General features: G+C 39.9%; 12 protein-coding genes and 1 pseudogene. 4 read left to right on the top strand and 9 right to left on the bottom strand.

Annotated features, from left to right (window positions below; translation table 11 throughout):
- Positions 1–136 precede the first annotated feature (136 nt).
- On the top strand, positions 137–3178 hold the full coding sequence (locus H6G73_RS20685) for a PAS domain S-box protein (RefSeq protein WP_190607894.1): 3042 nt from the start codon (positions 137–139) through the stop codon (positions 3176–3178).
- Between the two features lie 41 nt (positions 3179–3219).
- Here H6G73_RS20685 and H6G73_RS20690 read toward each other — a convergent pair whose 3' ends face one another.
- The 6 genes from H6G73_RS20690 to H6G73_RS20715 form a co-directional block, all read right to left on the bottom strand.
- Positions 3220–4332 (bottom strand): ATP-dependent 6-phosphofructokinase, encoded by a 1113-nt coding sequence (locus H6G73_RS20690; RefSeq protein ID WP_190607896.1) that lies wholly within the window; start codon positions 4330–4332, stop codon positions 3220–3222.
- A gap of 63 nt (positions 4333–4395) precedes the next feature.
- Positions 4396–5415 carry a dihydroorotate dehydrogenase-like protein gene (locus tag H6G73_RS20695; protein WP_190607897.1) on the bottom strand — a complete coding sequence of 340 codons (1020 nt, stop codon included), beginning with the start codon at positions 5413–5415 and terminating at the stop codon, positions 4396–4398.
- A 180-nt stretch (positions 5416–5595) separates the two neighbouring features.
- The gene (gene nifJ / locus H6G73_RS20700) at positions 5596–9312 is read right to left on the bottom strand and encodes a pyruvate:ferredoxin (flavodoxin) oxidoreductase (protein WP_190607899.1); all 3717 of its coding nucleotides are present in this window, start codon (positions 9310–9312) and stop codon (positions 5596–5598) included.
- 328 nt (positions 9313–9640) lie between these two features.
- A complete protein-coding gene (locus tag H6G73_RS20705) occupies positions 9641–10933 on the bottom strand; it encodes a sensor histidine kinase (protein WP_190607901.1) in 1293 nt (430 codons plus the stop codon).
- 138 nt (positions 10934–11071) lie between these two features.
- Positions 11072–12883 (bottom strand): two-component system response regulator, encoded by a 1812-nt coding sequence (locus H6G73_RS20710; protein WP_190607903.1) that lies wholly within the window; start codon positions 12881–12883, stop codon positions 11072–11074.
- A gap of 316 nt (positions 12884–13199) precedes the next feature.
- Positions 13200–16346, bottom strand: coding sequence for a GAF domain-containing protein (locus H6G73_RS20715; protein ID WP_190607904.1), 3147 nt, complete (start codon positions 16344–16346; stop codon positions 13200–13202).
- A 281-nt stretch (positions 16347–16627) separates the two neighbouring features.
- Between H6G73_RS20715 and H6G73_RS20720 the strand changes: the two genes are divergently transcribed.
- The 3 genes from H6G73_RS20720 (at position 16628) to H6G73_RS20730 (ending at position 22771) form a co-directional block, all read left to right on the top strand.
- Positions 16628–17986, top strand: a complete 1359-nt coding sequence (locus H6G73_RS20720) for an AAA-like domain-containing protein (protein ID WP_244997479.1) — start codon at positions 16628–16630, stop codon at positions 17984–17986.
- A gap of 86 nt (positions 17987–18072) precedes the next feature.
- Positions 18073–21579 (top strand): AAA-like domain-containing protein, encoded by a 3507-nt coding sequence (locus tag H6G73_RS20725; RefSeq protein WP_190607906.1) that lies wholly within the window; start codon positions 18073–18075, stop codon positions 21577–21579.
- 1009 nt (positions 21580–22588) lie between these two features.
- Complete coding sequence (locus H6G73_RS20730; protein WP_190607908.1) at positions 22589–22771, top strand: replication restart DNA helicase PriA; 183 nt, start codon at positions 22589–22591, stop codon at positions 22769–22771.
- A gap of 119 nt (positions 22772–22890) precedes the next feature.
- Here H6G73_RS20730 and rlmN read toward each other — a convergent pair whose 3' ends face one another.
- The 3 genes and pseudogenes from rlmN to H6G73_RS20745 all read right to left on the bottom strand — a co-directional run.
- Entirely contained in the window at positions 22891–23967 is a 1077-nt protein-coding gene (gene rlmN, locus H6G73_RS20735) for a 23S rRNA (adenine(2503)-C(2))-methyltransferase RlmN (RefSeq protein WP_190607910.1), read from the bottom strand.
- 288 nt (positions 23968–24255) lie between these two features.
- A complete protein-coding gene (psbC, locus tag H6G73_RS20740; protein WP_190607912.1) occupies positions 24256–25641 on the bottom strand; it encodes a photosystem II reaction center protein CP43 in 1386 nt (461 codons plus the stop codon).
- Positions 25625–25996 (bottom strand): annotated as a pseudogene (locus H6G73_RS20745) (photosystem II D2 protein (photosystem q(a) protein)); the annotation flags it as partial. The pseudogene H6G73_RS20745 and the gene psbC, both read right to left, overlap by 17 nt.

Raw genomic sequence — 25996 nt, forward strand, 5'->3', positions numbered from 1 at the left:
CCTGTAGTTTACATAGGAGGAATTTATTTTCCTTGCAGCCATGACTATTGTTATTTTTATCCACCCTCTTGACCAATATCAATCTAATCAACAAGTGATTAAAGGTTAAAGATAATCAGAAAACATAGTTTTAGCCATGGAAGTTAATCGTCAACTCATCGCTTTACCTCAATTGAAAGATTTCATCAATTATGATCCAGTCACCATTAGACCTGATCTGCATATTATTGATGCCATCAACTTAATGAATGGTGGTACTGACAAAACCAGTAATTATGTTTTAGTAGTTGAAGCAGAACAATTAATTGGGATATTAACAGCACAGGATATTCTCAGATTGATGAGTTTGGGGATAGACTTGTGCCAAACATCAGTAGGTGATGTGATGATCACCAATATGGTTACTATCCAGCAGTCTGAGATTGAAGATATCAACGCTGTATTATTTATTATTCAACAACATGATATTCAACATCTACCTATTGTCGATCATCAAAATAAATTATTAGGCATCATTACAACTGCTAGTTTGTGGCGTGCTTTTGATGTGTTAAAAATGTTTGGTGTTATCACCGCTTTACAGCAACATTTAGCAGGATTATCTGTCGATTTATCGCCCCATAATGAGCTAGATCAAATCAGATGTCAAACCCATGATATTTTACAACAATGGATAGAGCAAAAGTCTCAACAATTATTGGTAATTAACCAAGAATTGCAACAGACCATAGAAGAATTACAGATAATTGAAGAAGAAATTCGTCAACAAAATGAACAATTAGCAATTACTCGTGAAAAACTAGAACTGGAGAGACAACGTTATCAAGATTTATTTGAATTTGCTCCCCACGGTTACTTAGTCACTGACAAAACAGGTATTATTCAGGAATGTAATCAAGCAACCGCAGCTTTACTAGCTATAAAACCAGAGTATATAGTCGGTAAACCATTAATAGTATTTATTGCTCCAGCAGACCGACATAATTTTATGTCTCGGTTGATGAATTTACAAAATTTGCAGGATTGGGAACTAGAGATTCAACCCCGCACAGGTCAGTTGATCCCTGCTAGTGTGAGGGTAGCAGGAATTTATAATCATCAAGGTGAATTAACTGGTTGGCGCTGGTTAATATGTAATATTAGTCAACGTAAATTGATAGAATTTGAGTTGCGTCAAGCCAGGGAAGATTTAGAACAGAGAGTGAGAGAACGGACAGCAGAATTAGTAGCAGTTAATGAGCATTTGCAACAAGAAATTATTGAACGTCAATGTATAGAACAAGAACTAATTAGGAGTGAAGGTAAATTTCGTTATTTTACCGAAAATATCAATGCTGTGATTTGGTTTGGCAGAGTTAATGCTAATGAGAATATGTATGTTAATCCTGCCTATGAAAAAATTTGGGGACGTTCCTGCCAAAGTTTAAATGAAGATCCCAATTCCTGGATAGAGGCAATTCATCCCGAAGATGTACACTTGATTTGGGAAAAGTTAGAACAGGAAAAACAGGGTAATGCTACTAATTTAGAATATCGTATTATTAAACCTGATGGGTCTTTACGCTGGATTTGGGAACGGAGTTTCCCGATTCAAGATGAACAGGGCAATATGTACTGTTATGGTGGCATTGCTGAAGATATTACCGAGCGTAAACAAGCAGAACAAAAGATTAGCGAACAAGCTGCTTTATTAGATATTGCGACTGATGCAATTTTTGTCCGCGATTTTGAAAATCGGATTTTATTTTGGAATCAAGGAGCAGAAAAAGTTTATGGTTGGAGTAAACAGGAAATTGGGAATAAAAACGTTAATGAAGTATTTTATAATCACCTAATTACTCAACCGGAAGAAATAGCTTTATCCACGGTGATTGAAACTGGAGTATGGCAAGGTGAATTACGTAAATTTACTAAAAACAAGCAAGAAATTTTGGTGGAAAGCCGTTGGACTTTGATGAGTGATGATGGTGGACAACCCAAATCAATTTTGACTGTAGATAGAGATATTACAGAAAGTAAGTTACTGGAAGAACAGTTTTTTCGGACACAAAGATTGGAAAGTATTGGTACTTTAGCAGGGGGAATTTCTCACGACTTAAATAATGTGTTGACACCAATTATTACTGCTGCCCAAATTTTAAAAACGAGAAATAATAAAAACGAGGAACGTCAACAACAATTATTAAATATCATCGAAACTAATGCTAAACGCGGTGCAGCACTAGTGAAACAAGTTTTGTCTTTTGCGCGGGGATTTAAGGGAGAACGTACCATTGTGCAAATCCGCCATTTAATTATGGAAATTGTACAAATTGGACGACAAATATTTCCTAAATCAATCGATTTAGTCACAGAAATTCAAGAAAATTTATCTCCTGTATGTGGAGACAGTACCCAATTACATCAAGTCTTGATGAATCTAGTAGTAAATGCCCGTGATGCTATGCCAGAAGGGGGAAAACTCACGATTTCCGCCAAGAATTTATATATTGATGAGGCCTATGGGAAAATGAATTTGGATGCCAAAATCGGTAACCATACAGTAATTACTGTTCAGGATACAGGCATTGGCATGTCTCCAGAGATATTAGAGAGAATTTTTGAACCCTTTTTCACAACCAAAGAGTTGGGAACAGGAACAGGTTTAGGGTTATCAACTGTGTTGGGAATTGTCAGAAGCCACGATGGTTTTTTGACAGTCAATAGTCAAATTGGAGAAGGTAGTAAATTTCAAATATTTTTGCCTGCGGTAGCAGCACCAATAGAAGAGGAAACAGATAATTTGGAAATGCTACAAGGCCAAGGAGAGTTGATTTTGTTGGTGGATGATGAGAGCTATATTCAAGATGTCACAAAAATGATTCTAGAGAGGTACAATTATCGCACTCTTAGTGCTAGTAATGGTATTGAAGCGATCGCACTTTATGCCCAACATCAGCAGGAAGTCAGTGCTGTGCTCATGGATATTATGATGCCAGAAATGAACGGCGATAATGCCATTAGCGCATTAAGAAAAATGAACTCCCAATTACCCATTATGGCTTGTACCGGACTCAACACCACAGAAGTTTTGCAACCAGTAGTCCAGTATGTGGAAGCAGTGCTAGCGAAACCTTTTACAGCTAAGGACTTATTGCAAAACCTACATCAAATATTGCAAACTACCAGTCTTGCTTAATTATTATCACCTGTAACCTGTAACCTGTCATCTGTAACCTGTCACCTATCACCTGTCACCTGTTCCCCCACATAAATACCTAAAGCACAAGCACTTTGGACAAGATAACCATGAGGGTCTACTGGTGAGGGACTTTTATCTACCACATCTTGAATGGGAACATTCACAACTTGGCCATTTTGCCAGGCTAGCATTTTATCGTACTTTTCTTGGGCGATTAAATCGATTGCAGCCTTACCAAATACTGTAGCAGTGAGACGGTCTAAGGCAGAGGGAATACCACCACGTTGAATATGTCCTAACACAGAAACTCTAGTATCAACTAAATTATGGCTGCAACTGGCGATTTTTTCTGCAATATACTGTCCTCTTCCGCACTTGGGTGTAACAGCCGCAGCAGGGTCAGAACCTTGTAAACCGCAATTATAACTACCTGTATCATCTAACCCAGCCATTGCCCCTTCTGCCACAACTACAATAGCAAATTTGCGGTGCCAGCGATCGCGTAATTGGGCTAAATGGTCACATAAACCTTGAATAGTATAGGCAACTTCGGGGATGAGAATGATATCTGCACCCCCAGCAATACCCGCGTGTAAAGCTAAATGTCCTGCGGTACGTCCCATCACTTCCACAATCATCACGCGATCGTGACTTGATGCCGTAAAGGTGAGACGATTAATAGCATCGACAATAGTATTTACAGCCGTATCAAAACCAATTGAACGTTCAGTCAAAGCCACATCATGGTCAATGGTTTTGGGAATAGCGACTAAATTCCAATTACCTAAAGTTGCTAATTCATGAATAATTTTTAAACTGCCATCACCACCAATAGCAATTAAAGCATCTAAACCCAAAGCTTGATAACCAGCTAAAATTTCATCCGCACAAGCTAAAGTATTGCCTTTATTAATACTACCAAGAATTGTCCCGCCCATATTTAATAAAGGGTCAATTCCCCGCAAATCCCAACCATGCATATTCAGGGGAATAGTTTGTCTTTCTAGCAAACCTTGAGTGGCATAGGGAATCCCTAAAACTTCCCAATCATAGGTAAGTTTAGCATGATTCACAACAGAACGAATCACACAGTTTAACCCAGGACAATCACCACCACTCGTGAGAATTCCAATCCGTTTATGCTTATTCATAAGACAGAAATTAACCCCTTATATCTGTGCAAAACTTTTCTGTATAACCCCAATTTCAACTCTTTAAGGTGTGTAAACTCTTCTGCCCCAATCAGGATTATAAGTTTGCAAAGCTTTCATATATTGAGCACGTTCAAAAGAACTAGGATTAGGGCAATTACGTTGACTCATACTACCTTGCATTTGCTGTACAGATTCATATTCGTGGGTTTCCATCCACCGGATTAGTTCTTCTTGAATCACCTGTATATGTTTAATGCCATGTCGCAATAGTACCGAACAAAGCATCGTCACATTTGCTCCCACCATCAACATTTTCACTACATCATGGGCATTGTGAATGCCACTAGTTGCAGCTAGATGGCCTTGAATATGACCATATAAAATTGCAATCCAACGCAAGGGTAAACGCATTGCTTGGGGCGTACTTAATAATACATGGGGTTCAACCTCTAAATTTTCCAAATTAATATCTGGTTGATAAAAACGGTTAAATAAAACTAAACCGTCAGCCCCGGCTTGGTCTAAACGTTGAGCGATACTTGCTGTATTAGTAAAATAAGGACTGAGTTTGACAGCTACAGGAATAGTAACAGCGGCTTTGACTGCGGTGAGAATATCAATATATGTTTTTTCGATGTCCTGACTACTTAAATTTGGATCTGTGGGCACATAATAAATATTTAATTCTAAAGCCGATGCTCCTGCCTGTTCAATTTGACGGGCATAATTAGTCCAACCACCCAAAGAAGAACCATTCAAACTACCAATAATAGGAATATCAACTTTTTGTGTGGCTTGATGAATATGTTCTAAATATTCTTCTGGCCCGATGCGAAATTTCATTGGTTCAGGGAAATAAGTTAAAGCTTCGGGAAAACTTTCTGTACCATAATTGAGATGATGATGCAGTTCATAAGCTTCTAACCTTAACTGTTCTTCAAATAGTGAGTGCATGACTACGGCGGCTGCACCAGCATCTTCCATTAATTTAATATTGTCGATATTTTCTGATAATGGTGAGGCTGATGGAACCAGGGGAGATTTTAATTCTAAGCCTAGATAATTAGTTGTTAAATTCATAAGAAGTTTAGGAGTTTAGGAGTTCAGGAGTTCAGGAGTTCAGAAGTATGCCTACGGCACGCTGCGCGAACAGGAGTATGGCTAACGCCACGCTACGCGAACAGAAGTTGCAGAAGTTACAGAAGTTGAGGAGTTCAGGGGAGAATTACTTCTTCCCCTGTAGCCCTGCCCCATATTCAATTAATGGGTGCTAGCTTTGATACCGTTGTGGTTGTTAGTTGCATTTGCGGCAACATTCTGTTGAACTGGTTGCGGTTCTTGATGTTGACTTTCTTGCAATTTCCTTGCGGCTAAATATTGATACATTTGCCAACGGGTATTGACATCTGCTTGCGCTTCTTGCAGAAGTTTTTTAGCCGTTTCTGGGTTGATTTTGGTCAGCATCTTAAAGCGGTTTTCCAAGTACATGGAATTTTCCACGGGGATGCGAGGTGTGCGGGAATCAAGCTGTAAGGGGTTTTCGCCCTTTTGCACGCGGTCAGGGTTATAGCGATACAGTAACCACCTTCCAGAGTCTACAACTGCTTTCTGGTTCTGCATGGCTGTACTCATGTTGATGCCGTGGGCAATACAATGGCTGTAGGCAATAATCAACGATGGCCCGTCGTAAGCCTCTGCTTCCAAGAAAGCTTTGAGGGTGTGTTCATCTTTTGCACCCATAGCCACGCTGGCAACATATACGTTACCGTAGGTCATAGCGATTAAACCTAAGTCTTTCTTTGCTGCTGGTTTACCACCTGCGGCAAATTTAGCTACAGCGCCCTTGGGTGTAGACTTGGACATTTGTCCACCAGTGTTGGAATAAACTTCTGTATCTAGGACGAGAATGTTGATATTGCGTCCACTAGCAATTACATGGTCTAGTCCACCGTAACCGATATCATAGGCCCAACCGTCACCACCTATCATCCAGACGCTTTTTCTAACCAAATAATCAGCTAGAGATTTGAGGTTTTGGATTTGAGATTTGAGATGAAGTTCGGTGGTAGATTCGAGAAGTTGGTCTAATCTGTGTTTGAGAATAAATATCCGTTCTCGTTGTTCGTAAATATCGGCTTCGTCTTTTTGTTCAGCTGTGAGAATAGCTGTAACGAGAGAGTCACCAATTTGAGGTGCGAGTTGTTGGAGTAAATAAGCTGCTATTTCCGCTTGTTTATCGATGGAAACCCGGAAACCTAAACCAAATTCGGCGTTATCTTCAAATAAGCTGTTAGACCAAGCTGGCCCCCGTCCTTCGGCGTTTTGTGTCCAAGGTGTGGTAGGTAAATTACCACCATAGATAGATGAACAACCGGTAGCGTTGGCAACGATCATGCGATCGCCAAATAATTGTGTTACCAACTTAATATAGGGTGTCTCTCCACATCCTGCACATGCACCGGAGAACTCAAACAGAGGTTCTTGCATTTGTTGTTGATTAATATGAGTCAGCTGCAAATGCCGGCGGTCTGGGTTGGGTAAACTCAAGAAAAAGTCCCAATTTTCCCGTTCTTGTTCCCTTAATGGCAGTTGCGGGGCCATATTAATGGCTTTTTTCCGTGGTTCTGCCTTATTCTTAGCAGGACAGACATCAACACACAAAGCACATCCAGTACAATCTTCTGCCGCTACTTGAATTGTAAACTTTAACCCGTGCCAATCATGTTCTTTCGCATTGGCACTCTTAAATGTAGACGGTGCAGTTTCTAATTGTTCTGGTTCATATACCTTGCTGCGGATGACACTGTGGGGACATACCATCACACACTTACCGCACTGAATGCAGACATTCGGGTCCCAAACAGGGATTTCTTGGGCAATATTGCGTTTTTCCCACTTGGATGTACCTGTAGGATATGTACCATCCACAGGTAAGGCACTCACAGGTAAATCATCACCCTCACGGGCAATCATTTTACCCAAGACATTCCGCACAAAGGCAGGTGCGGTATCTGGAATAGGTGACAGGTGACAGGTGACAGGTGAGCCAGCGCGGTCTTGGGGGTTTCCCCCATGAGCGACTGGTGAACCCCAAAGGGGTGACAGGGGATAGTTCTGTTCTTTAGGTGTGATTTCGTAAAGATTATCCAAGGTTTTATCAACTGCTTGGATATTCATTTGGACAATGTCTTCACCTTTTTTCCCATAGGTTTTGCGAATAGATTTTTTAATTTGTTCTATTGCTTCTTCCCTTGGTAAAACACCGGATACAGCAAAGAAACAAACCTGCATCACTGTATTGATATGTCCGCCCATTCCTGCTTCACGGGCGACTTTATAGGCGTTAATTACATAGAATTTGAGATTTTTGTTGATAATCTCTGTTTGCAGATCAGCAGGTAAGCGTTGCCAAACTTCATCTTTGTCATAGGGTGCATTCAATAAGAATGTGCCACCAGGAATTATATCTTTCAACATCGGGAATTTTTCCACAAACTCCCATTGATGACAAGCAACAAAGTTGGCTTTGGTAATTAAATAAGTGGAACGAATGGGTTGATTACCAAACCGTAAATGGGAAACGGTAACAGAACCAGATTTTTTCGAGTCGTAGACAAAATAACCTTGAGCAAAATTATCAGTATCCTCGCCAATAATTTTGATAGAATTCTTATTTGCCCCAACTGTACCATCAGCACCTAAGCCATAGAAAATTGCTCTGACAATATTATCTGGTTCAATATTGAATTCGGCATCAAATTCTAGGCTGGTGTGGGTAACATCATCGTTAATCCCAACTGTAAAATGATTCTTTGGTGTTGGTTCAGCCAAATTATCAAATACAGCCTTCACCATTGCTGGTGTAAATTCCTTAGAAGATAAACCATACCTACCACCCACAACTTGAATGTGGTTGAGTTGATTTTCTGCTAAGGCTGTGACTACATCGGTGTACAAAGGTTCACCAATTGCCCCTGGTTCCTTTGTCCGGTCTAAAACAGCAATATTGCGGGTAGTTTTGGGTAAAGCATTTATCAATCTTTGGCTATCAAAGGGTCGATATAATCTAACTTTAACTACACCAACTTTTTCCCCTTTTCGATTCAGATAATCTACTGTTTCATGAACTGTTTCACAACCAGAACCCATGAGAATAATGATACTTTCTGCTTCTGGATGTCCGTGATATTCAAATAATTGATATTGTCGCCCTGTCATTTGAGCGAATTCATCCATTACCCGTTGAGTGACATCTGGACAAGCTAAATAAAATGGGTTAACTGTTTCCCTCGCTTGGAAATAAACATCAGGATTTTGGGCTGTCCCCCGTAACACTGGACGGTCAGGAGTTAAAGCCCGTGAACGATGGGCAATTACTAATTCTATTGGGATGAATTTTTGTAAGTCTTCTGTTGTTAATATTTCTACTTTATCGACTTCGTGAGAAGTGCGGAAACCATCAAAAAAGTGTAAAAAAGGTATACGTGATTCTAAAGTTGCCCGTGTAGAAATCAGGGCAAAATCATGGGCTTCTTGGACAGAAGCTGCACACAGCATGGCAAAGCCTGTACTCCTAGCTGCCATGACATCACTGTGGTCACCGAAAATAGATAAAGCCTGAGCCGCGAGCGATCGCGCCGCAATATGAAATACTGTAGGTGTAAGTTCTCCCGCAATCTTGTACATATTGGGGAGCATCAACATTAGTCCCTGAGAGGCTGTAAATGTTGTCGTCAGCGAACCCGTTTGCAGTGCCCCATGTACAGCCCCAGCAACTCCTCCCTCACTTTGTAACTGTACCACCGAGGGAACACTGCCCCAAATATTTGGTTTTCCTTCACTGGCCCAAGCATCTGCCCATTCAGCCATTGGTGAAGATGGAGTAATAGGATAAATTGCAATGACTTCGTTTAGTTGATAGACAACCAGCGCAACAGCTTCATTGCCGTCTATGGTTGCAGAGATTCTAGTTTTCATGTCATCACTAGCCAACTTATATCTAGAAACTAAACTGAAAACTTGAGGAACTTGTGAGGATGAGAAGCCAGGCAACGATTTATACCAATTTGCAGCATGATGATTGCTAGATGGGTATAGACAATGGTGTGTAAACTGTCAGCCCAAGCGGTTGTGGATTTAATTTTTATTTTCAAACCCTTGTCAAGACGTTCCACCGGAACGTCTCTACATTCATTTTCACCAGATATCTATAGTATCTGTGTTTATCTGCGTTCAATTATTAATTTTATGCAGCTTTATCTAAATCTGCTGTAAGTAGTATTGTCCACATAAATCACTATGCAACCTATCGAAAGTATTTTCTGATAGGAACTGTAATTATAAATTCAGCCCCCCCTTCAGGGCAGTTTTTATAAATCAAACTACCTTTGTGAAGATCCGTAATCACTTGGTGGCTAGTAAATAAACCCAATCCAGCACCCTTGCCTACTACTTTGGTAGTAAAAAAAGGCTCGAATATATGAGCTTGATTTTCTTCTAAAATACCTATACCATTGTCTTTAATACTAATACAAACTTGATGGTAATCATTCACATATGTACTAATGCAAATTGTAGGTTTAAATGAGCTATCAACATTAGTATTAAGTTTCATTTCTAGGGCATCAATAGCATTTTGGAAAATATTCACTAATACTTGATTAAATAAATTAGGATAACCTATCAAGTTAGGTATATCTGTATATTCTTTAATAATTGAAATTTGATGGTCACCTGCTTTTAAAATTAGTTGATGATTAATGATTTTGAGCACACTATCTATATTCTCATGAATATCAAAATTATTAATACCAGATTTATCAAGACGTGAGAATATATGTAAAGCTTGAATCACTGAATGAATTCTTTCTGCTCCTCTGTGCATAGACTTCATAATTCTTGTGAAATCTGTAATCACAAAATCGAGATCAATATCTTTAATGATATTTTTAATCTCTGGAGTAGCATCAGGAAATGCTTGTTGATAATTTTGAATTAGCTTAATCAAATGTTGGCTATATTCAGAAGCAGGATTAATGTTACCTACAATAAAGCTCAGGGGATTGTTAATTTCATGGGAAATACCAGCAACAATTCTACTTGAGTTAACTAATTTTTCTTTTTGAACTAGTTCAGCTTGAGTATTTTGTAATGTTAATAGTGTTTTTTCTAATTGATTATTCCGACTTTCTAATTCTTTTTGCAGTTGTTTGATTTTTAAATGAGTTTGAATTCTCACTAAAACTTCTTCTAAATAGAATGGTTTGGTAATGTAGTCAACACCTCCTACTTGAAAGGCTTTGACTTTATCAACGACTTCATTACCAGCACTCAAAAAAATAATAGGAATTGAATTTGTCTTTGGGTCTTTTTTTAAAGCCTCACATACCTCATATCCTCCCAGGATAGGCATATTAATATCGAGAAGGACTAAATCGGGGGGAATTGCCTCAATAGCTGTTAAGGCTGCTTGTCCATTAATTGCTTTGCGAATTTGATAATTTTGCTGAGATAAAAAATCAGATAAAAATCGAATATTCTCAAGTTTATCATCAACAATGAGAATGTCTGCTAAAAAATTTTCGTTTGGTATATCCATGATAATTATATGAGGGTTATTTTTTGTGAATGAATGCTAAAAATTGGAAAAAATTCTAGTTTAATTGAGAAATTAACTAGTGAATCAAAAAATTACATAGAAAATATGTATAAAATTATCCTAGTCAACAGATAATATCTATGCCTTTCTGAAACTAGCCATGAATTTAGTCATCTCCTCAACATCTAATGGCTTAGAAAACAAATATCCTTGGCCAAATTGACAATCTAATAATTTTAATTGTTCTAATTGATTGTCTGTTTCAATACCTTCTGCAATAATTTTCATACCCATAGTTTTGGCAATTTGCACAATTGCATTTACAAGACCAAAACTGTCAGATTTATCGTTGACTCGCTGCACAAATGACTTATCAATTTTAAGGTTATCAACAGGAAATGAATGTAAGTAACTCAGGGATGAATAACCTGTCCCAAAATCATCAATGCTCAACTGAATATTTCGCTGACGTAAACTGGCAATAACTTGAGCAGCAGCGTCAACATTTTCCATAATAGCTGTCTCTGTAATTTCTAATTTTAAACATTGTGGTGAAATTTGTGTTTCTGCTAAAATTGCATCTATTTGCTCAAGTAAATTAGAGTGGGCAAATTGGTATGCAGATAAATTGACACTTATAGAAAAAGATGAATCAACAATATTATTTTGTTGCCAGAGATGCAGTTGATGACAGGCTTGTTTGATTGTCCAATTTCCTAATTTTAATATTAATCCTGTTTCTTCAGCAATAGGAATAAAATCTGCGGGACTAATCCACCCTTGAGTAGGATGTTGCCAGCGAATTAAAGCTTCTGCACCTATTACATTGCCTGTAATTAAATCAATTATCGGTTGATAATAAAGAATAAATGCTCGTTGTTGAATAGCTTGCCTGAGGTCAGTTTCTATCTGTAACCTTTGGTAAGCTTTTTGGTACATGTGTGGAACAAAAATTTGATATTGGTCTTTACCCAAAGATTTAGCCTGATACATGGCTATATCGGCATCTCGCAGTAAAGTTTCAGGATCAGCATAATTGCCGCAGTCACTGACAATCCCTATACTAAAGGAGAGGAAAATTTCTCTTTCTCTGAGATAAAACGGATGGGCAAAGCTCTGAGAAATGATTTCTGCAACTTGAATAACTGAGTCTATTTCAGTACATTTGCTGAATAAAATTACAAATTCATCCCCTCCTAAACGAGCCAAGAACATATCATTATTTAATATAGATTTGAGGCGTTGAGTTACTGCAACTAATAACTCGTCTCCTGCTAAATGACCTAAAGAATCGTTGACAATTTTAAAGCGATCACAATCTAAATAAAATACAGCAAATTTATAGTCAGGATTGGATTTTTGGAGGGATATGGACTGCCACAATTTATCCATCAATAGGGAGCGGTTAGGCAACTTAGTGAGGGAATCTTGAAATGCCATTTCTGCTAACTGCAAATTGGCAATTTCTAACTGTTGAGTCCTTTCTTTCACCCTTTTCTCTAGCTGGGTATTCAGTTCAGAAATTGTTTTTTGAGCTTTAATGATTGTTAGTTGATGTTTAACCCTTGCTAAGACTTCATCAATATGAAATGGTTTGGTAATATAGTCGGCTCCACCCACTTGAAATGCTTGAATCTTATCACTAATATCGTCCGCAGCACTGAGAAAAATAATTGGTATTTGGGCTGTTTTGGGGTTAGATTTTAACTCTTTACATACCTGATATCCAGTCATATCTGGCATTTTAATATCTAGTAAAATTAAAGTCGGTGGAGCAGCTTCAACGGTAGTCAATGCCATAGAGCCACTAATGGCTTTTCTAGTTTCATAGCCATTACGTTCTAAAATGCTGGATAGAAGACGAATATTTTCTAATACATCATCAACAACTAAAATATTCACTTGATTAGTGGTTGATGGAATTTCATTTTTTACATCTTGAATATTCATACTATGGCAGGTGACAGATGATAGAGTTAAAAGTCTTGTGCTGTCTCCGCTTAATCATTTATTTAGCTATTTATATATGTGCGTAATAGTGAAGACAAAGACTGATCAAAATATAGCTATCAAATAACCTTTGCACCATATTCGGCAAGACATATAAGTTTTATTTTTGACATTTTTCATATATCTTACAAGCAGTTTTATGGCTGTTGGTTAATAGATAATTTTTATTGATGACATGCAGGTCTAGGATGTCTCATAAAAATTGATATTTTCATAGTTTGTATTCCATAGATTTTGCAGGTTTTCCATAGGTTGATTAATTGGTGCTAAGTTTAGTCAATTTAATCAGTTGATCAAATTGATATGTATCAATGAGTTTAGTTAAAGCTGCAATGAGTGAACTTTGTTCAGTGGGAATTTGGGCAATGAGGTTGAGACATTTAGCATCATTGCCTTGAGCGGCAGCAAAATTTAATTGGTTAATCCATTCTGGGGGCATGGTTGTTAAGCTGTGATGATTGAGGGTAAATTCTGGTTGAGGAGAAGAATCAGCCATCTCTGTACTAGAACTAGATTCATAGATATATTCAACTTGGAGATGTTTAGATAAAGTAGTGAGAATTTCTTCCCAGCGAAATGGTTTGCTGAGGAAATCATCACAACCAGCGGCTAAGGTTTGTTGACGCTGCTCGACAAAGGCGCTGGCGGTTAAAGCTATGATTTTAGTGGGATTTTGTATGTGCTGTGTTAATTCTTTCTCTTGCTGACGAATTTGTCGAGTCGCTGCATAGCCATCTAGAACGGGCATCTGCATATCCATAAAAATCAAATGTGGTTGCCATTGTTGCCATAAAGCGATCGCTTCTTCTCCATTTTCAGCTTCTAGCACCTCAAAACCTACCTTGATCATCAGTTGGCTGAGTAGTAAGCGATTGGCCGCATTATCCTCAACAATCAGAATGCGATAATTTTGCCCAGCAGCGATACTTACCGCACCATAAGTCATGACTGTATGAGTAGACATACCTCCTTCAGCCAAACTGTAACGAATATAAAAACTAAAACAACTACCTTGGTTTAATTGACTACGAACAGTAATTTCTCCACCCATCAATTGCACAAATTTCTGGCTGATACGTAATCCTAAACCTGTGCCTTCCTTGGATTTAACGCCAGCCCTTGTTTGATGAAAGGCTTGAAACAAATCTCCTAGCTCTTCTGGTGCAATTCCATGACCTGTGTCTTCAACTTCAAAGTAGAGAGTGGGAGAAGATATTGTTACTGCTGCTGGGTTTTCTTGTTCCTCTGCATCTGGTAGGGCCAAGACATTAGTCACCCGCATAGTCACACTGCCGTGGTCAGTAAATTTGATGGCATTTCCTAAGAGATTGATTAACACCTGACGCAATTTGTTCTCATCGGTTTTAATATACTGAGGTACAGTCAAGTCACAATCAAAACTAAGTTTTAAACCCTTAGATTGTGCTTTGAGTTGCAGCATGGCTTCTAGAGAGCAAAGCAACTGGTGTAAATCAAACTCTGTTTCCAAGAGTTGAACCCTACCAGCTTCGATTTTGGACATTTCCAGAACATCGTTAATCAGTGCCAGAAGGTGTTCACCACTTTGATTAATGATTTCTATATACTCTTGATGATCAGCCTGGAGGGATTTATCTTGCTGCATCAATTGGGTAAAACCCAGGATGGCGTTGAGTGGGGTACGCAGTTCATGGCTCATATTGGCTAAAAATTCGCTTTTTGCTCGACTAGCAGCATCAGCATTTTCTTTTGCCCGTTTGAGTTCTTCCGCTTGTTGTTGAGTTTGAGCAAATAATTCGGCTTGTTGTACTGCTACTCCCAATTGATTCCCAATTTGGGAAACAATATTTATTTCTGCTTCTTGCCATTGTCGGGGACTGCCATTTTGATATACAGCTAACAAACCCCAGAGTTTTTGACCACAGAAGATGGGTGCAATTACATAAGCCCGTGCTTGTAGTTGTTCCAGAAGATTGAGATAGCAAGGATCAAAATTTCTGGTGTAGATATCGTTTACACAACAATAAGTGTTTTTTTGGCGATAAATACCACCTTGGCTTTCCTGTAAATAGGTATCACTGCCCAGAATATCTGAACTATTGAGTTGAGTGGTGACACAATCAGGTTGATTAACGGTGATTTGAGTCAGTGTGGCATCATTAGCCCGTGCAGGTAACAACATACTCCAGTTGTCGGCCACAGATTCAGATACTAATTCTCCACTCCAATCTGGTTGGAAACGATAAATTAAAACGCGATCGCATTTAATGGTTTGGCGTAATTCTGAGGTAGTGGCATTAAATATAGATTCTAGATTGAGGGTTTGCCGCATTCGCAGAATCACACTATTGATTGCCTTTTCGCGTTCTGCCATCACCCTCATTGCTGCCTCTGTGGCAATGCGTTCGCGAATTTCTGCCTCTAGGGCAGTGTTTGCTGCCATCAATGCCGCAGTACGTTCTTCAACCCGAAATTCTAGGTCTTGATAAGCTTGGCGTTTTTCTGCTTCTGCCCATTTACGCTGTAGTTCAGCTGAAGCCCTGGCTGCAAAAACTTTTAGGAGGTCTTTGTGGCGATCGCTGGCTATAAAGGGTTTAACATCAATAATACACAGATTACCAATCACATTCTGGTTAATATCAACCAAGGGAACACCTACATAACTTCTTGCCCCCAACTGTTCAATTAATCCGTTACCGGGAAAATATTCAGGTAAGTGATCAGAATAGACACACAACATATTCTGTTGTACGACATCCTGGCAAGGAGTGTTAATTAACTCATATTCAAAGTTTTCTGCTAAATGATCTATAGACCAAACTTTAATACTTCTTAGCCTTTGCAAGGATTGATCAACTGTTTCAAACACAATTGCATAGGAAACTTGCAAAGCCGTGGCCAGATTCTGTACCAAAGCTGGAAAAAATTCATCCCCAGTGACAGCCGCTGTACCCGATACAATGGTTTGTAGGGTCTCCTCTGCCTGTTGCCGTTCTACTATTTGCTTTTGTAATTCTTTGTTGATCGCTTCTAATTGCTCAGGTGTTTGTAAAGCTAAAAACTGCGGTAGTAATTCTACTAGCTGTAAAGCCGTATAACAAGAAACTAAAGCCGTCAACGCCCTTTCAATCCCGGAAATCCAGTAGTCTGGATGCCAGAGAGTCCAAATATCAAGCAGGTGTCCAGCACCACACAGAACAATAAAGGCACCAAATAAAATAAAGACATTAGAAAAAGGAATATCATCCCGCTTATTGACAAAATAAATCAACATGGCAGGAATGGAGAAATAAGCGATCGCAATCAGGGCATCGCTAATCAAATGTAACCCCACTAAAGGAGTTTGCCACAGATAGCAATGTCCATGGGGTATATAATAATTAAAAGCAAAAATATTATTGATGTTTGGAAACAATGCCAACATTATGTGCATATTGTTAAATTGCTATCATCAATAGAAAAGCTATAGCTAATAGCATAGTTTACCCAACCTACACTAGGTAAATACCATCAATAAAAACTAAGTGTAATATTGACCGAATTAAATAAATTTTTACATTACTAACACCAAAATACCATCCCTGATGGAACTTTAAGCAGGTAACTTAACGATGGAGAGAGGAATTTTATTTAATTGCCAGAAATATTGATAAAATCAGCTACTGGAGAGTTTAATTTGGACAAACACTGTCCGTAGTATTGCGTGTGATTTCCCCTGACGATTTATTTGCACAATCCTCATCCCAAAAACGTAGAAGAGGAGTAATTCTCAGTTCTCAAGGCTGGCAAAGGTTACAAGCAGCAGAACAATTATCAGCAGCGCGAGATAATGGTGGTAATCATTATACTTTGGAACAATTAAGCGATCGCACTGGCATCAGCACCAAAACTTTAACTAAAGTCCGTCGTCGTCTCACTCCCATTGACAGCCCCACTCTAGTCATATACTTTCAAGCCTTTGGACTGTCTTTAGAAGAAGATGACTTTATCCGGCAAGAACCAGACCAAAATACTGGTCAAGCAGTCCTCACAGGCTTATTACAAGCCCCTCTCAAAGGGCAACTGCCCCTAGATTCACCCTTTTATCTTTATCGTCCCCCAGCAGAAAAACTATTTCTGCGGGAAATCTTTCAACCAGGCGCTCTAATTCGTATACGCGCTTCTCGACAATTTGGTAAAACATCCCTTATCGCTAAAGGCTTAAGCCAAGGGCAGGAATATGGATATCGTACAGCAGTTGTGAGTTTGCAACTAGCAGATAGTCAAGTTCTGGGCAGTTTAAATCAATTTCTCCAGTGGCTATGTGTCATGGTTAGTCGTAGCTTAGGCTTACCCCACCGTCTTGATGAATTTTGGCATCCTTTATTTGGCAGTAACTATAGCTGTACTGACTATTTCGAGAGCTACCTACTATCTACATCTGAGAGTCCCCTATTGTTAGTATTAGATGAAGTCAACGTTTTGTTTAGTCATCAAGACTTGGCAACGGATTTTTTTGGAATGCTACGAGCGTGGTACGAACATGCCAGACACAGCACAGGTACTAGCGAAATATGGCAAAGATTACGGCTCGTAATTGTCTATTCAACCGAGGTTTTTTTACCATTAAATATCCATCAATCACCCTTCAATGTAGGATTAGTGATTGAATTACCAGCATTTACTCAAGAACAGGTGGAAGAACTGGCTATTCGCTATGGACTAAAACCACCAGAAGATTATGCTCAGAAGTTAATCAACATAGTTGGTGGTAATCCTTACTTAACACAATTAGCTTTATTTCACCTCAGTCAAAAACTAGTAAATTTAGACCAATTACTAGCAAATATCACCACACCAGAGAATATTTTTCATAGTCATTTGCGTCAACAACTGGGATACTTAGAACAACATCCCCATTTAAAAGCAGCCATGGAGCAAGTAGTCATTTCTCCCCAGGGCATTGAACTACATCCCAGCAAAGCTTTTAAATTACAAGGTGTGGGATTAATTCGTTTTCACAATCAATTTGCAATTCCCAGTTGTCATTTGTATCAAAAATATTTTAGCCAAGTTTTGAAGTAGATAATCAAAAAGCATCAAAAACAGGAATAGAAGGATAGATAAACAGTGTTGATGATATTTTCAATGATTAATTTTTAACTGGGTTTATGCTCACTTACTCTAATTCCCATCCCTTTTATCAAGTTGGTGGTAGTTTACCAGTTAATGCTTCTACTTATGTCCATAGAGAAGCTGATGAAATGCTGTTTCAGGGATTGATGAGTGGAGAATTTTGTTATGTATTTAATGCACGGCAAATGGGTAAATCAAGCTTGCGTGTCCAGACAACTCACCGTCTGCAAGCTGAGGGAGTGCGTTGTGGAGTAATTGATATTACGGCAATTGGCACAAAAGAAGTAACACCAGAACATTGGTATGCTTCTATTTTGGGGCTGTTGATCAAGAATTTTCGCTTAAATCTGCATTTGTTAAGTTGGTGGCGCGATCGCTCTCATCTTTCTGTTGTCAATCGGTTAAGTGATTTTATTGACACTGTACTTTTACCGCAGATTTGTGACCCTATTGTCATTTTTATTGATGAAATTGACAGTGTGCTCAACCTCAATTTTTCCACCGATGATTTTTTCGCTTTAATTAGAGCCTGTTATAATCGCCGTGCGGAACAACCAGAATATCAGCGTCTGACATTTGCTTTATTTGGTGTAGCCACACCCGCAGATTTAATTTCTGATGCCACTCGTACTCCTTTTAATGTAGGACAAGCCATAGAACTAAAAGGCTTTCAATTCCACGAAGCTACACCATTATTACCAGGATTAGCAGATGTTGTACCTGACCCGAATTCGGTATTAGCGTGTATTTTAGATTGGACAGGAGGACAACCATTTTTAACCCAAAGGTTGTGTAAAATTGTCCGTAGTTATTCATCTATGAGGAGCATTGCCGTTGATCAACTAGTAAAAACTTACATTCTGGACAATTGGGAAAGTCAAGATGAGCCAGAGCATTTGAAAACCATCCGCGATCGCTTACTTTATAGTGAACAAAAGATTGGTCGATTACTGGGTATATATCAACAAATTCTGTTGCGAAGTCCCCTGGAGACTGAAGGAGCGGGCATAACCACAGATGATAGCCCAGAACAAACAGAATTGGTACTCACAGGATTAGTAGAAAAAAGAGCAGGACGACTGCAAATTAAAAACCCGATTTATCAGCAAATTTTCAACTTAGATTGGGTTGGGAAACAATTAGCAAATTTACGTCCCTACTCCCAAGCCATCAATGCTTGGATCACATCAGGGTATACAGATGAATCCTGGTTGCTACGGGGACAGGCTTTACAGGAAGTGCTCAGATGGGCCCAGGGCAAAAGTTTAAGTGATTTAGATTATCGCTTTTTGGCAGCTAGTCAAGAATTAGAAAGACAGGAAGTACAGAAAAAACTGGAAGCAGAACGATTACAAGAAGTAGAAGCAAGACTAGAAATCGAACGCAAGCGTTCTGTAGAACAACTGCGGCACTTGAGAAGACAGCGGATGATGCTGGGAATAGTCAGCGTGATGATGGTGGTAGCGATCGCTCTAGGACTTGTAGCTTACAACCAATATCAACAAACAGCAATTAGTGAAGTGAGAGCGATCGCCCTTTCCTCAGAAGCTCTATATGCCTCTAATAAAGCCTTTGATGCCCTCCTCCAAGCCATTAAAGGCAAAGAACGACTCCAACATCTTCAACATGAAGACAAGAAACTAGCAGCACAAGTTGATTCTGCCTTGCAAAAAGTAGTCTTGACTATTCAAGAATATAACCATTTGACAGGACACAAAGCCGCCGTTTTAGCCGTTCACATCAGTCCCGACGGCAAAGAAATAGCAACAGCAGGTGTAGATAAAACCATCAAACTCTGGAAACCAGACGGTACTCTCATCAAAACCCTAACAGGACATCAATCAATAGTGCGAGTTGTTAAATTCAGTCCAGATGGAGAAATTATCGCCTCTGCTGGAGATGACACCACCATCAAACTCTGGAAACGAGATGGTACATTACTCAAAACCATACCTACTAAAAGTGCCGGTATTTGGACTATGGATTTTAGTCCCGATAGTTCCACCATCATCTCTGGGGGAGTTAACACCCTGCAAATCTGGAGTCGAGAGGGTAAGCTATTACACAAAATTCCGTCAGAAACTACAGGAATTAGAGATATTACCTTTAGTCCTGATGGTCAAACCATAGTTGCTGGCTGTGCAGATAATCGCATTAAACTCTGGAACCGCGACGGCACATTAAAAATGATATTAGAAGGACATAATACCCCAGTACAGGCACTAGCCTTTAGTCCTGACGGTAAATTGCTTATTTCTGGTAGTGCCGATGCCAATATCAACATCTGGAACCAAGAAGGTAAAATATTACAAACCATACCCAGCGGTCACGATGCTGCCATTTACCGACTAGCCTTTAGCCCTGATGGTAAAACCTTTGCTACAGCCAGTTGGGATAAAACCATCAAGTTGTGGAATCGGGATGGTAGCTTAATTACTACCTTGAGAGGGCATAACGCTATAATTTGGGGTATAGCTTTCAGTCCAGATAGTAGTTATATTGCCTCAGCCGGAGCAGAAAACATTACTCGCCTGTGGAAAACTCAAAATAACTTTCAGAAAACCCTCTACACTTCCATCGGCACAGTTCGTACAGTTGCCTTTAACCCTCAAGGAACAATTTTAGCTGTAACGGGAACAGACAAAACTATCAAATTCTTTAACACCAACGGCATCAAGTTACGCACCATCAAAACCCTGAATGCTGAGGTGTTCGATTTGCATTGGCATCCTACTGGTAAATTGCTGGTGTCTGCGGGAGAAGACAAAGTTATTAGAATTTGGCAACCAGACGGTACTTTAGTTAGGAGTCTAGAAGGACATCAGACCACTGTGTTATCGGTTTCTTGGAATCTGAAAAATAACACTTTGGCTTCTAGTGATGTAGGTGGTAATATCTTCCTCTGGCAAGCTGACGGTAAACTTCTCAAAACTTGGAAAGCTCATGATGTCGCCATTTGGAATATTCAATTTAGCCCAGATGGCAAAATCCTCGCCTCTGCCAGCAATGATGGTACCGTTCGCTTATGGAATCAAGAAGGCAAACTTTTACATATACTCAAAGACCATGATTCCGCCGTTTGGAAAGTGGCTTTTAGTCCTGATGGCAAAACCCTAGCTTCCGGCAGTGGAGATACCACCATCAAGCTTTGGACTAGGGATGGCAAGTTGTTGAAAACCTTGACAGGTCATACTGCTGCTGTGTGGGGAATTGCCTTTAGTCCTGATGGTCAAATAATTGCCACAGGTAGCATTGATGAATCTGTAAAAATCTGGCATCGAGATGGCACCTTAATTACTACTCTCAACGGTCATATTTCAGGTGTACGCAATGTGGCATTTCATCCCCATTTTCCCATGATTGCTTCTGGTAGCGATGACCAGACAGTTGTATTGTGGAATTTACAGCAAATCCTCCATCTTGACTTGATCAAATCCGGTTGTAAGTGGGTCAAGGATTATTTGCAAACCAATATTTCTCTAGAAAAGAGTGATTCTTTGCTATGCAGAGATATTTTCAAGCTGCAACATCATCAATTTTAATATTTAGGCATCCAGAGGCAATAAAAATAATGGGCAATTGATAAATAGCAAAGACTATTACCTCTCACCCATTTCCCATTTCTCATTAACCATTACCAAATACTAGATTAGCAAATAAAAAACTGATTGATTATTGCCAAAATTGGAAAAGTTTGTTAAATATTCACAATGCAATATTATGACCAGTTGTTTTAAAAATATCTTTGAAGTCAGGTAATTAAATTCAATATGAAAATTATGCAAATTTTTCCAGAATACTAACTCACAAAAAAATAGTTAATTGTAATTTGCTCTGGTTAAAATTTATGCAAATATCACATTTTTTTAATAGCTCCTTACATATTCTGAGAAATTACGCAATATTAACGTATTTTAGTCATTGCGACCGTAGGGAAGCAATCTCAAACCCATATTTTTCTTAGCCGATGGGTAAGTCCTGACCCTGTTAATTAATTCCAGGAATTACGCAAAATATCTCTGAAACTTTGTTTCCTATCCCTACGGGACGCTGCGCGAACGCTTTAGGGATAAGTGGTTCATTCTTTCTTGACCTGTGCGTAAGTCCTAAATTCTTTAGAATTTTATATTTATTAAACAGTGGATCAATGGGGCTTGATAGCAGATTGATAAAGCTGACAAACCTTAATTAAACTTTAAGAGCAAAATTTTTGTTACATTTACTACAGTTTTTATCTCTTGGTAACTGTTGAATACAAAAACGCACTTTTTTTGAAACTAAGGATAAACAAGGAGATTTCCAAGATTAAAATATAGGGATCAGAGTTAACCACAACCAAAATTACTGTTATAGTAAATTTATATATATAACCAGTGACAGTAATCACTCAGAAAATTACCATAGTAGTTGAACAGACTACACTCACCAAGTCTTCATTTTCAGTATCCACAATTAGTCAGTCAGCAACTGATATCTAAGGCTTGTTAGCCGCAATTTGTCTACCAATTTTAGTGATTTTCCTACCAAATCATTCAATCCAGGGATTTTAATATGCAACTAAGACAAAAAATTCACTGTCCTAATTGTGGCAGTGCAGCTGAACGTCACTATATTGATGATAGCCACATCACTAGAACCCAATGTCCAAGCTGTGACTATTTGATGATTAGCTGCACTCGTAGTGGTAGAGTGATAGAAGCTTATGCTCCTGGCATCGCAGCAGCACGTCGTTAAATTGTGAAATTAATTGTTTAGCAATAAATTAGTCAGGTTAATCTTCAGGTCAACTAACAGTACAAACCAGCAATTCAGGATTAGCTAGTGTTTTTTCAGGTGTGAGAATTTTTTCCAAATCAGGTATTAATTTTATTAGACCGCAGTTGTCCACAAGCAGCATCAGCTTCTAAACCACGTGAATAACGGACGCTCACCGCTACTTGTTGTTGTTTGAGAACTTTGACAAAACTTTCGATGCGATCGCGATTTGGTCTTTGATAATCTACTTCCTGAATTGGGTTGTAGGGAATCAAATTAACATGACTTTGAAATCCGCGCACCTGTTTTGCTAGTTGCAAAGCATGTTCTGGTAAGTCATTAACTCCAGCCAAAAGGATATATTCAAAGGTGACTCTACGACCAGTAATTTCTACATATTCTCGACATTCATCTAGTAAATCTTCGATGGGGTAGGGTTTAGCACTAGGAATGAGTTTTTCTCTGAGTGCTTGATTAGGTGCATGGAGACTGACTGCCAAAGTCACTTGCAAATGTTGTTGGGCTAATTGACGAATGCGATCGCGTATTCCTACAGTAGATACAGTAAGCGATCGCTGCCCAATTCCCACATCTTGATTCAAACACTTAATTGCAGAGATGACATTTTCCGTATTCAGCAACGGTTCCCCCATTCCCATAAACACTACATTGCTGACTCGTTCTTGAAAATCTTCTTGTACAGTTAACACCTGATCGACAATTTCTGCACGACTCAAATTCCGCTTATAACCACCCTTTCCCGTTGCACAGAAATCACAAGCCATGGGACAACCAACTTGGGTAGAAACGCAAACTGTCAGCCGTTTCTCGCTGGGTATACCCACAGTTTCCACAATTTGCCCATCTGCCAGTTGGAGAAGATATTTAACAGTCCCATCAGCAGCCACAGAACGATAGTGTATAGTTGAACGACCAACAGGGATATCCGCTACTTTTGCACGCCAACTTTTTGGAAATACAGAAATATCAGCCAAGGACTTTACTCCCTGATGATAAATCCAATCATGCAATTGCTTACCCCGATAGGCAGGTTGTCCCTGTTCCTGTACCCAAGCAGTTAACTCAGCCACCGAAGCACCAAGCAGAGGCGGAACTAGTTCTGATTTTTCCGTTTTGGCAGCATCTACTTGAGACACAAGGGGGGTAGCAGACATAAAAAATCACACAAATTTTTATTCAGGATCTCTATCCTACTGTATTCCGCGAAGGAGTAGGTGAAGCTGTACCAGGTAACAGGTGACAGTTGACAGGTAAGCAGCGCGGTCTTGGGGGTTTCCCCCATGAGCGACTGGCGCACCCCTATGGCTAACGCCACGCTCCGCGAACGGGGTGACAGTGCTAAAAGCCTTTTTACATAGATATGTCCAATCATAAAAAAAGCTCCTGCTGAGTAGCAAGAGCCAAAAAATTGATTATCAGCAATGAAATCCAACTAGAAAATCCTAGTCGAGGTCATTCATAAACATTACTGGTTCGTTCTCACGGTCGATACCTTTTTCAAAGCCGCCAGCAGCAGCACGAGCGCGACCTGCGTGCCACAGGTGACCAACTAAGAAGAAGAAACCTAATACAAAGTGAGAACATGCCAACCACGCGCGAGGAGATACGTAGTTGAAAGAGTTAATTTCGGTAGCCACACCACCTACAGAGTTCAAAGAACCCAAAGGAGCGTGAGTCATGTATTCAGCGGCACGACGAGCTTGCCAAGGCTGAATATCGTTCTTGATTTTGTCCAAATCAAGACCGTTAGGTCCACGTAGAGGCTCTAACCAAGGGCCACGGAAGTCCCAGAAGCGCATGGTTTCACCACCGAAGATGATTTCACCTGTGGGAGAGCGCATCAAGTATTTACCCAGACCAGTGGGGCCTTGAGCAGAACCAACGTTAGCACCTAAGCGTTGGTCACGAATCAAGAAGGTTAAAGCTTGAGCTTGAGAAGCTTCAGGGCCTGTAGGACCGAAGAATTCACTGGGGTAAACAGTGTTGTTGTACCAAACCATGACGGAAGCAATGAAGCCCATCAAGGACAAGGCACCTAAGCTGTAGGATAGGTAAGCTTCTCCAGACCAGATGAAGGCGCGACGGGCCCATGCAAAAGGCTTGGTGAAGATGTGCCAGATACCACCAGAAATACAAATTAAGGCAATCCAGATGTGACCGCCAATGACATCTTCTAAGTTATCAACGCTAACAATCCAACCTTCGCCACCAAAAGGAGCTTTGATCAGATAGCCGAAGATAACCGCAGGGTTGAGGGTGGGGTTAGTAATGACACGAACATCACCACCACCAGGGGCCCAAGTGTCATAGACACCACCGAAGAACATTGCCTTGAGCACCAACAACAGAGCGCCACAACCCAAAATGATGAGGTGGAAGCCGATGATGTTGGTCATCTTGTTCTTATCTTTCCAGTCGTAACCGAAGAAAGAGGAATACTCTTCTAAGGTTTCAGGGCCACGGACAGCATGATAGATACCGCCAAAACCCAAGACTGCGGAAGAAATGAGGTGGAGTACACCAGCTACGAAGTAAGGGAAAGTATCAATAACTTCACCACCAGGGCCAACGCCCCAGCCTAAGGTAGCCAGGTGAGGCAGAAGAATCAAGCCCTGTTCATACATGGGCTTTTCTGGGATAAAGTGAGCAACTTCAAATAAGGTCATTGCTCCAGCCCAGAAGACGATCAAACCAGCGTGGGCAACGTGAGCACCAAGCAGTTTACCAGATAAGTTAATTAGACGAGCGTTACCAGACCACCAGGCAAAACCGCTTGTTTCTTGGTCGCGTCCAGCACCTACGATTGATCTACTAGAGAGCGTTACCACGAGGTAATACCTCCTCAGGGAATACAAATTGTTCGTGGGGCTGATCTTGAGGAGCCATCCAAGCGCGGATACCCTCGTTCAGCAAAATGTTTTTGGTATAGAAAGTTTCAAACTCCGGGTCTTCTGCCGCCCGTAATTCTTGGGAGACGAAGTCATAAGCCCGCAGGTTTAATGCCAAGCCGACAATGCCGACAGCACTCATCCACAAGCCTGTCACTGGTACAAACAACATGAAGAAGTGTAACCAGCGTTTGTTGGAGAAAGCAATCCCGAAAATCTGTGACCAGAAACGGTTTGCTGTCACCATGGAGTAGGTTTCTTCTGCTTGGGTGGGGTTGAAGGCGCGGAAGGTGTT

The organism is Richelia sinica FACHB-800 (assembly GCF_014698825.1).
GTDB lineage: Bacteria > Cyanobacteriota > Cyanobacteriia > Cyanobacteriales > Nostocaceae > FACHB-800.

Bases quoted from the DNA above. Each gene is read 5' to 3' on its own strand.
- H6G73_RS20710 (WP_190607903.1), bottom strand. From the start codon at position 12,883: ATGAATATTCAAGATGTAAAAAATGAAATTCCATCAACCACTAATCAA.
- H6G73_RS20715 (WP_190607904.1), bottom strand. From the start codon at position 16,346: ATGTTGGCATTGTTTCCAAACATCAATAATATTTTTGCTTTTAATTAT.
- rlmN (WP_190607910.1), bottom strand. From the start codon at position 23,967: ATGTCTGCTACCCCCCTTGTGTCTCAAGTAGATGCTGCCAAAACGGAA.
- H6G73_RS20685 (WP_190607894.1), top strand. From the start codon at position 137: ATGGAAGTTAATCGTCAACTCATCGCTTTACCTCAATTGAAAGATTTC.
- H6G73_RS20705 (WP_190607901.1), bottom strand. From the start codon at position 10,933: ATGGATATACCAAACGAAAATTTTTTAGCAGACATTCTCATTGTTGAT.
- H6G73_RS20725 (WP_190607906.1), top strand. From the start codon at position 18,073: ATGCTCACTTACTCTAATTCCCATCCCTTTTATCAAGTTGGTGGTAGT.
- nifJ (WP_190607899.1), bottom strand. From the start codon at position 9,312: ATGAAAACTAGAATCTCTGCAACCATAGACGGCAATGAAGCTGTTGCG.
- H6G73_RS20695 (WP_190607897.1), bottom strand. From the start codon at position 5,415: ATGAATTTAACAACTAATTATCTAGGCTTAGAATTAAAATCTCCCCTG.
- H6G73_RS20690 (WP_190607896.1), bottom strand. From the start codon at position 4,332: ATGAATAAGCATAAACGGATTGGAATTCTCACGAGTGGTGGTGATTGT.
- H6G73_RS20730 (WP_190607908.1), top strand. From the start codon at position 22,589: ATGCAACTAAGACAAAAAATTCACTGTCCTAATTGTGGCAGTGCAGCT.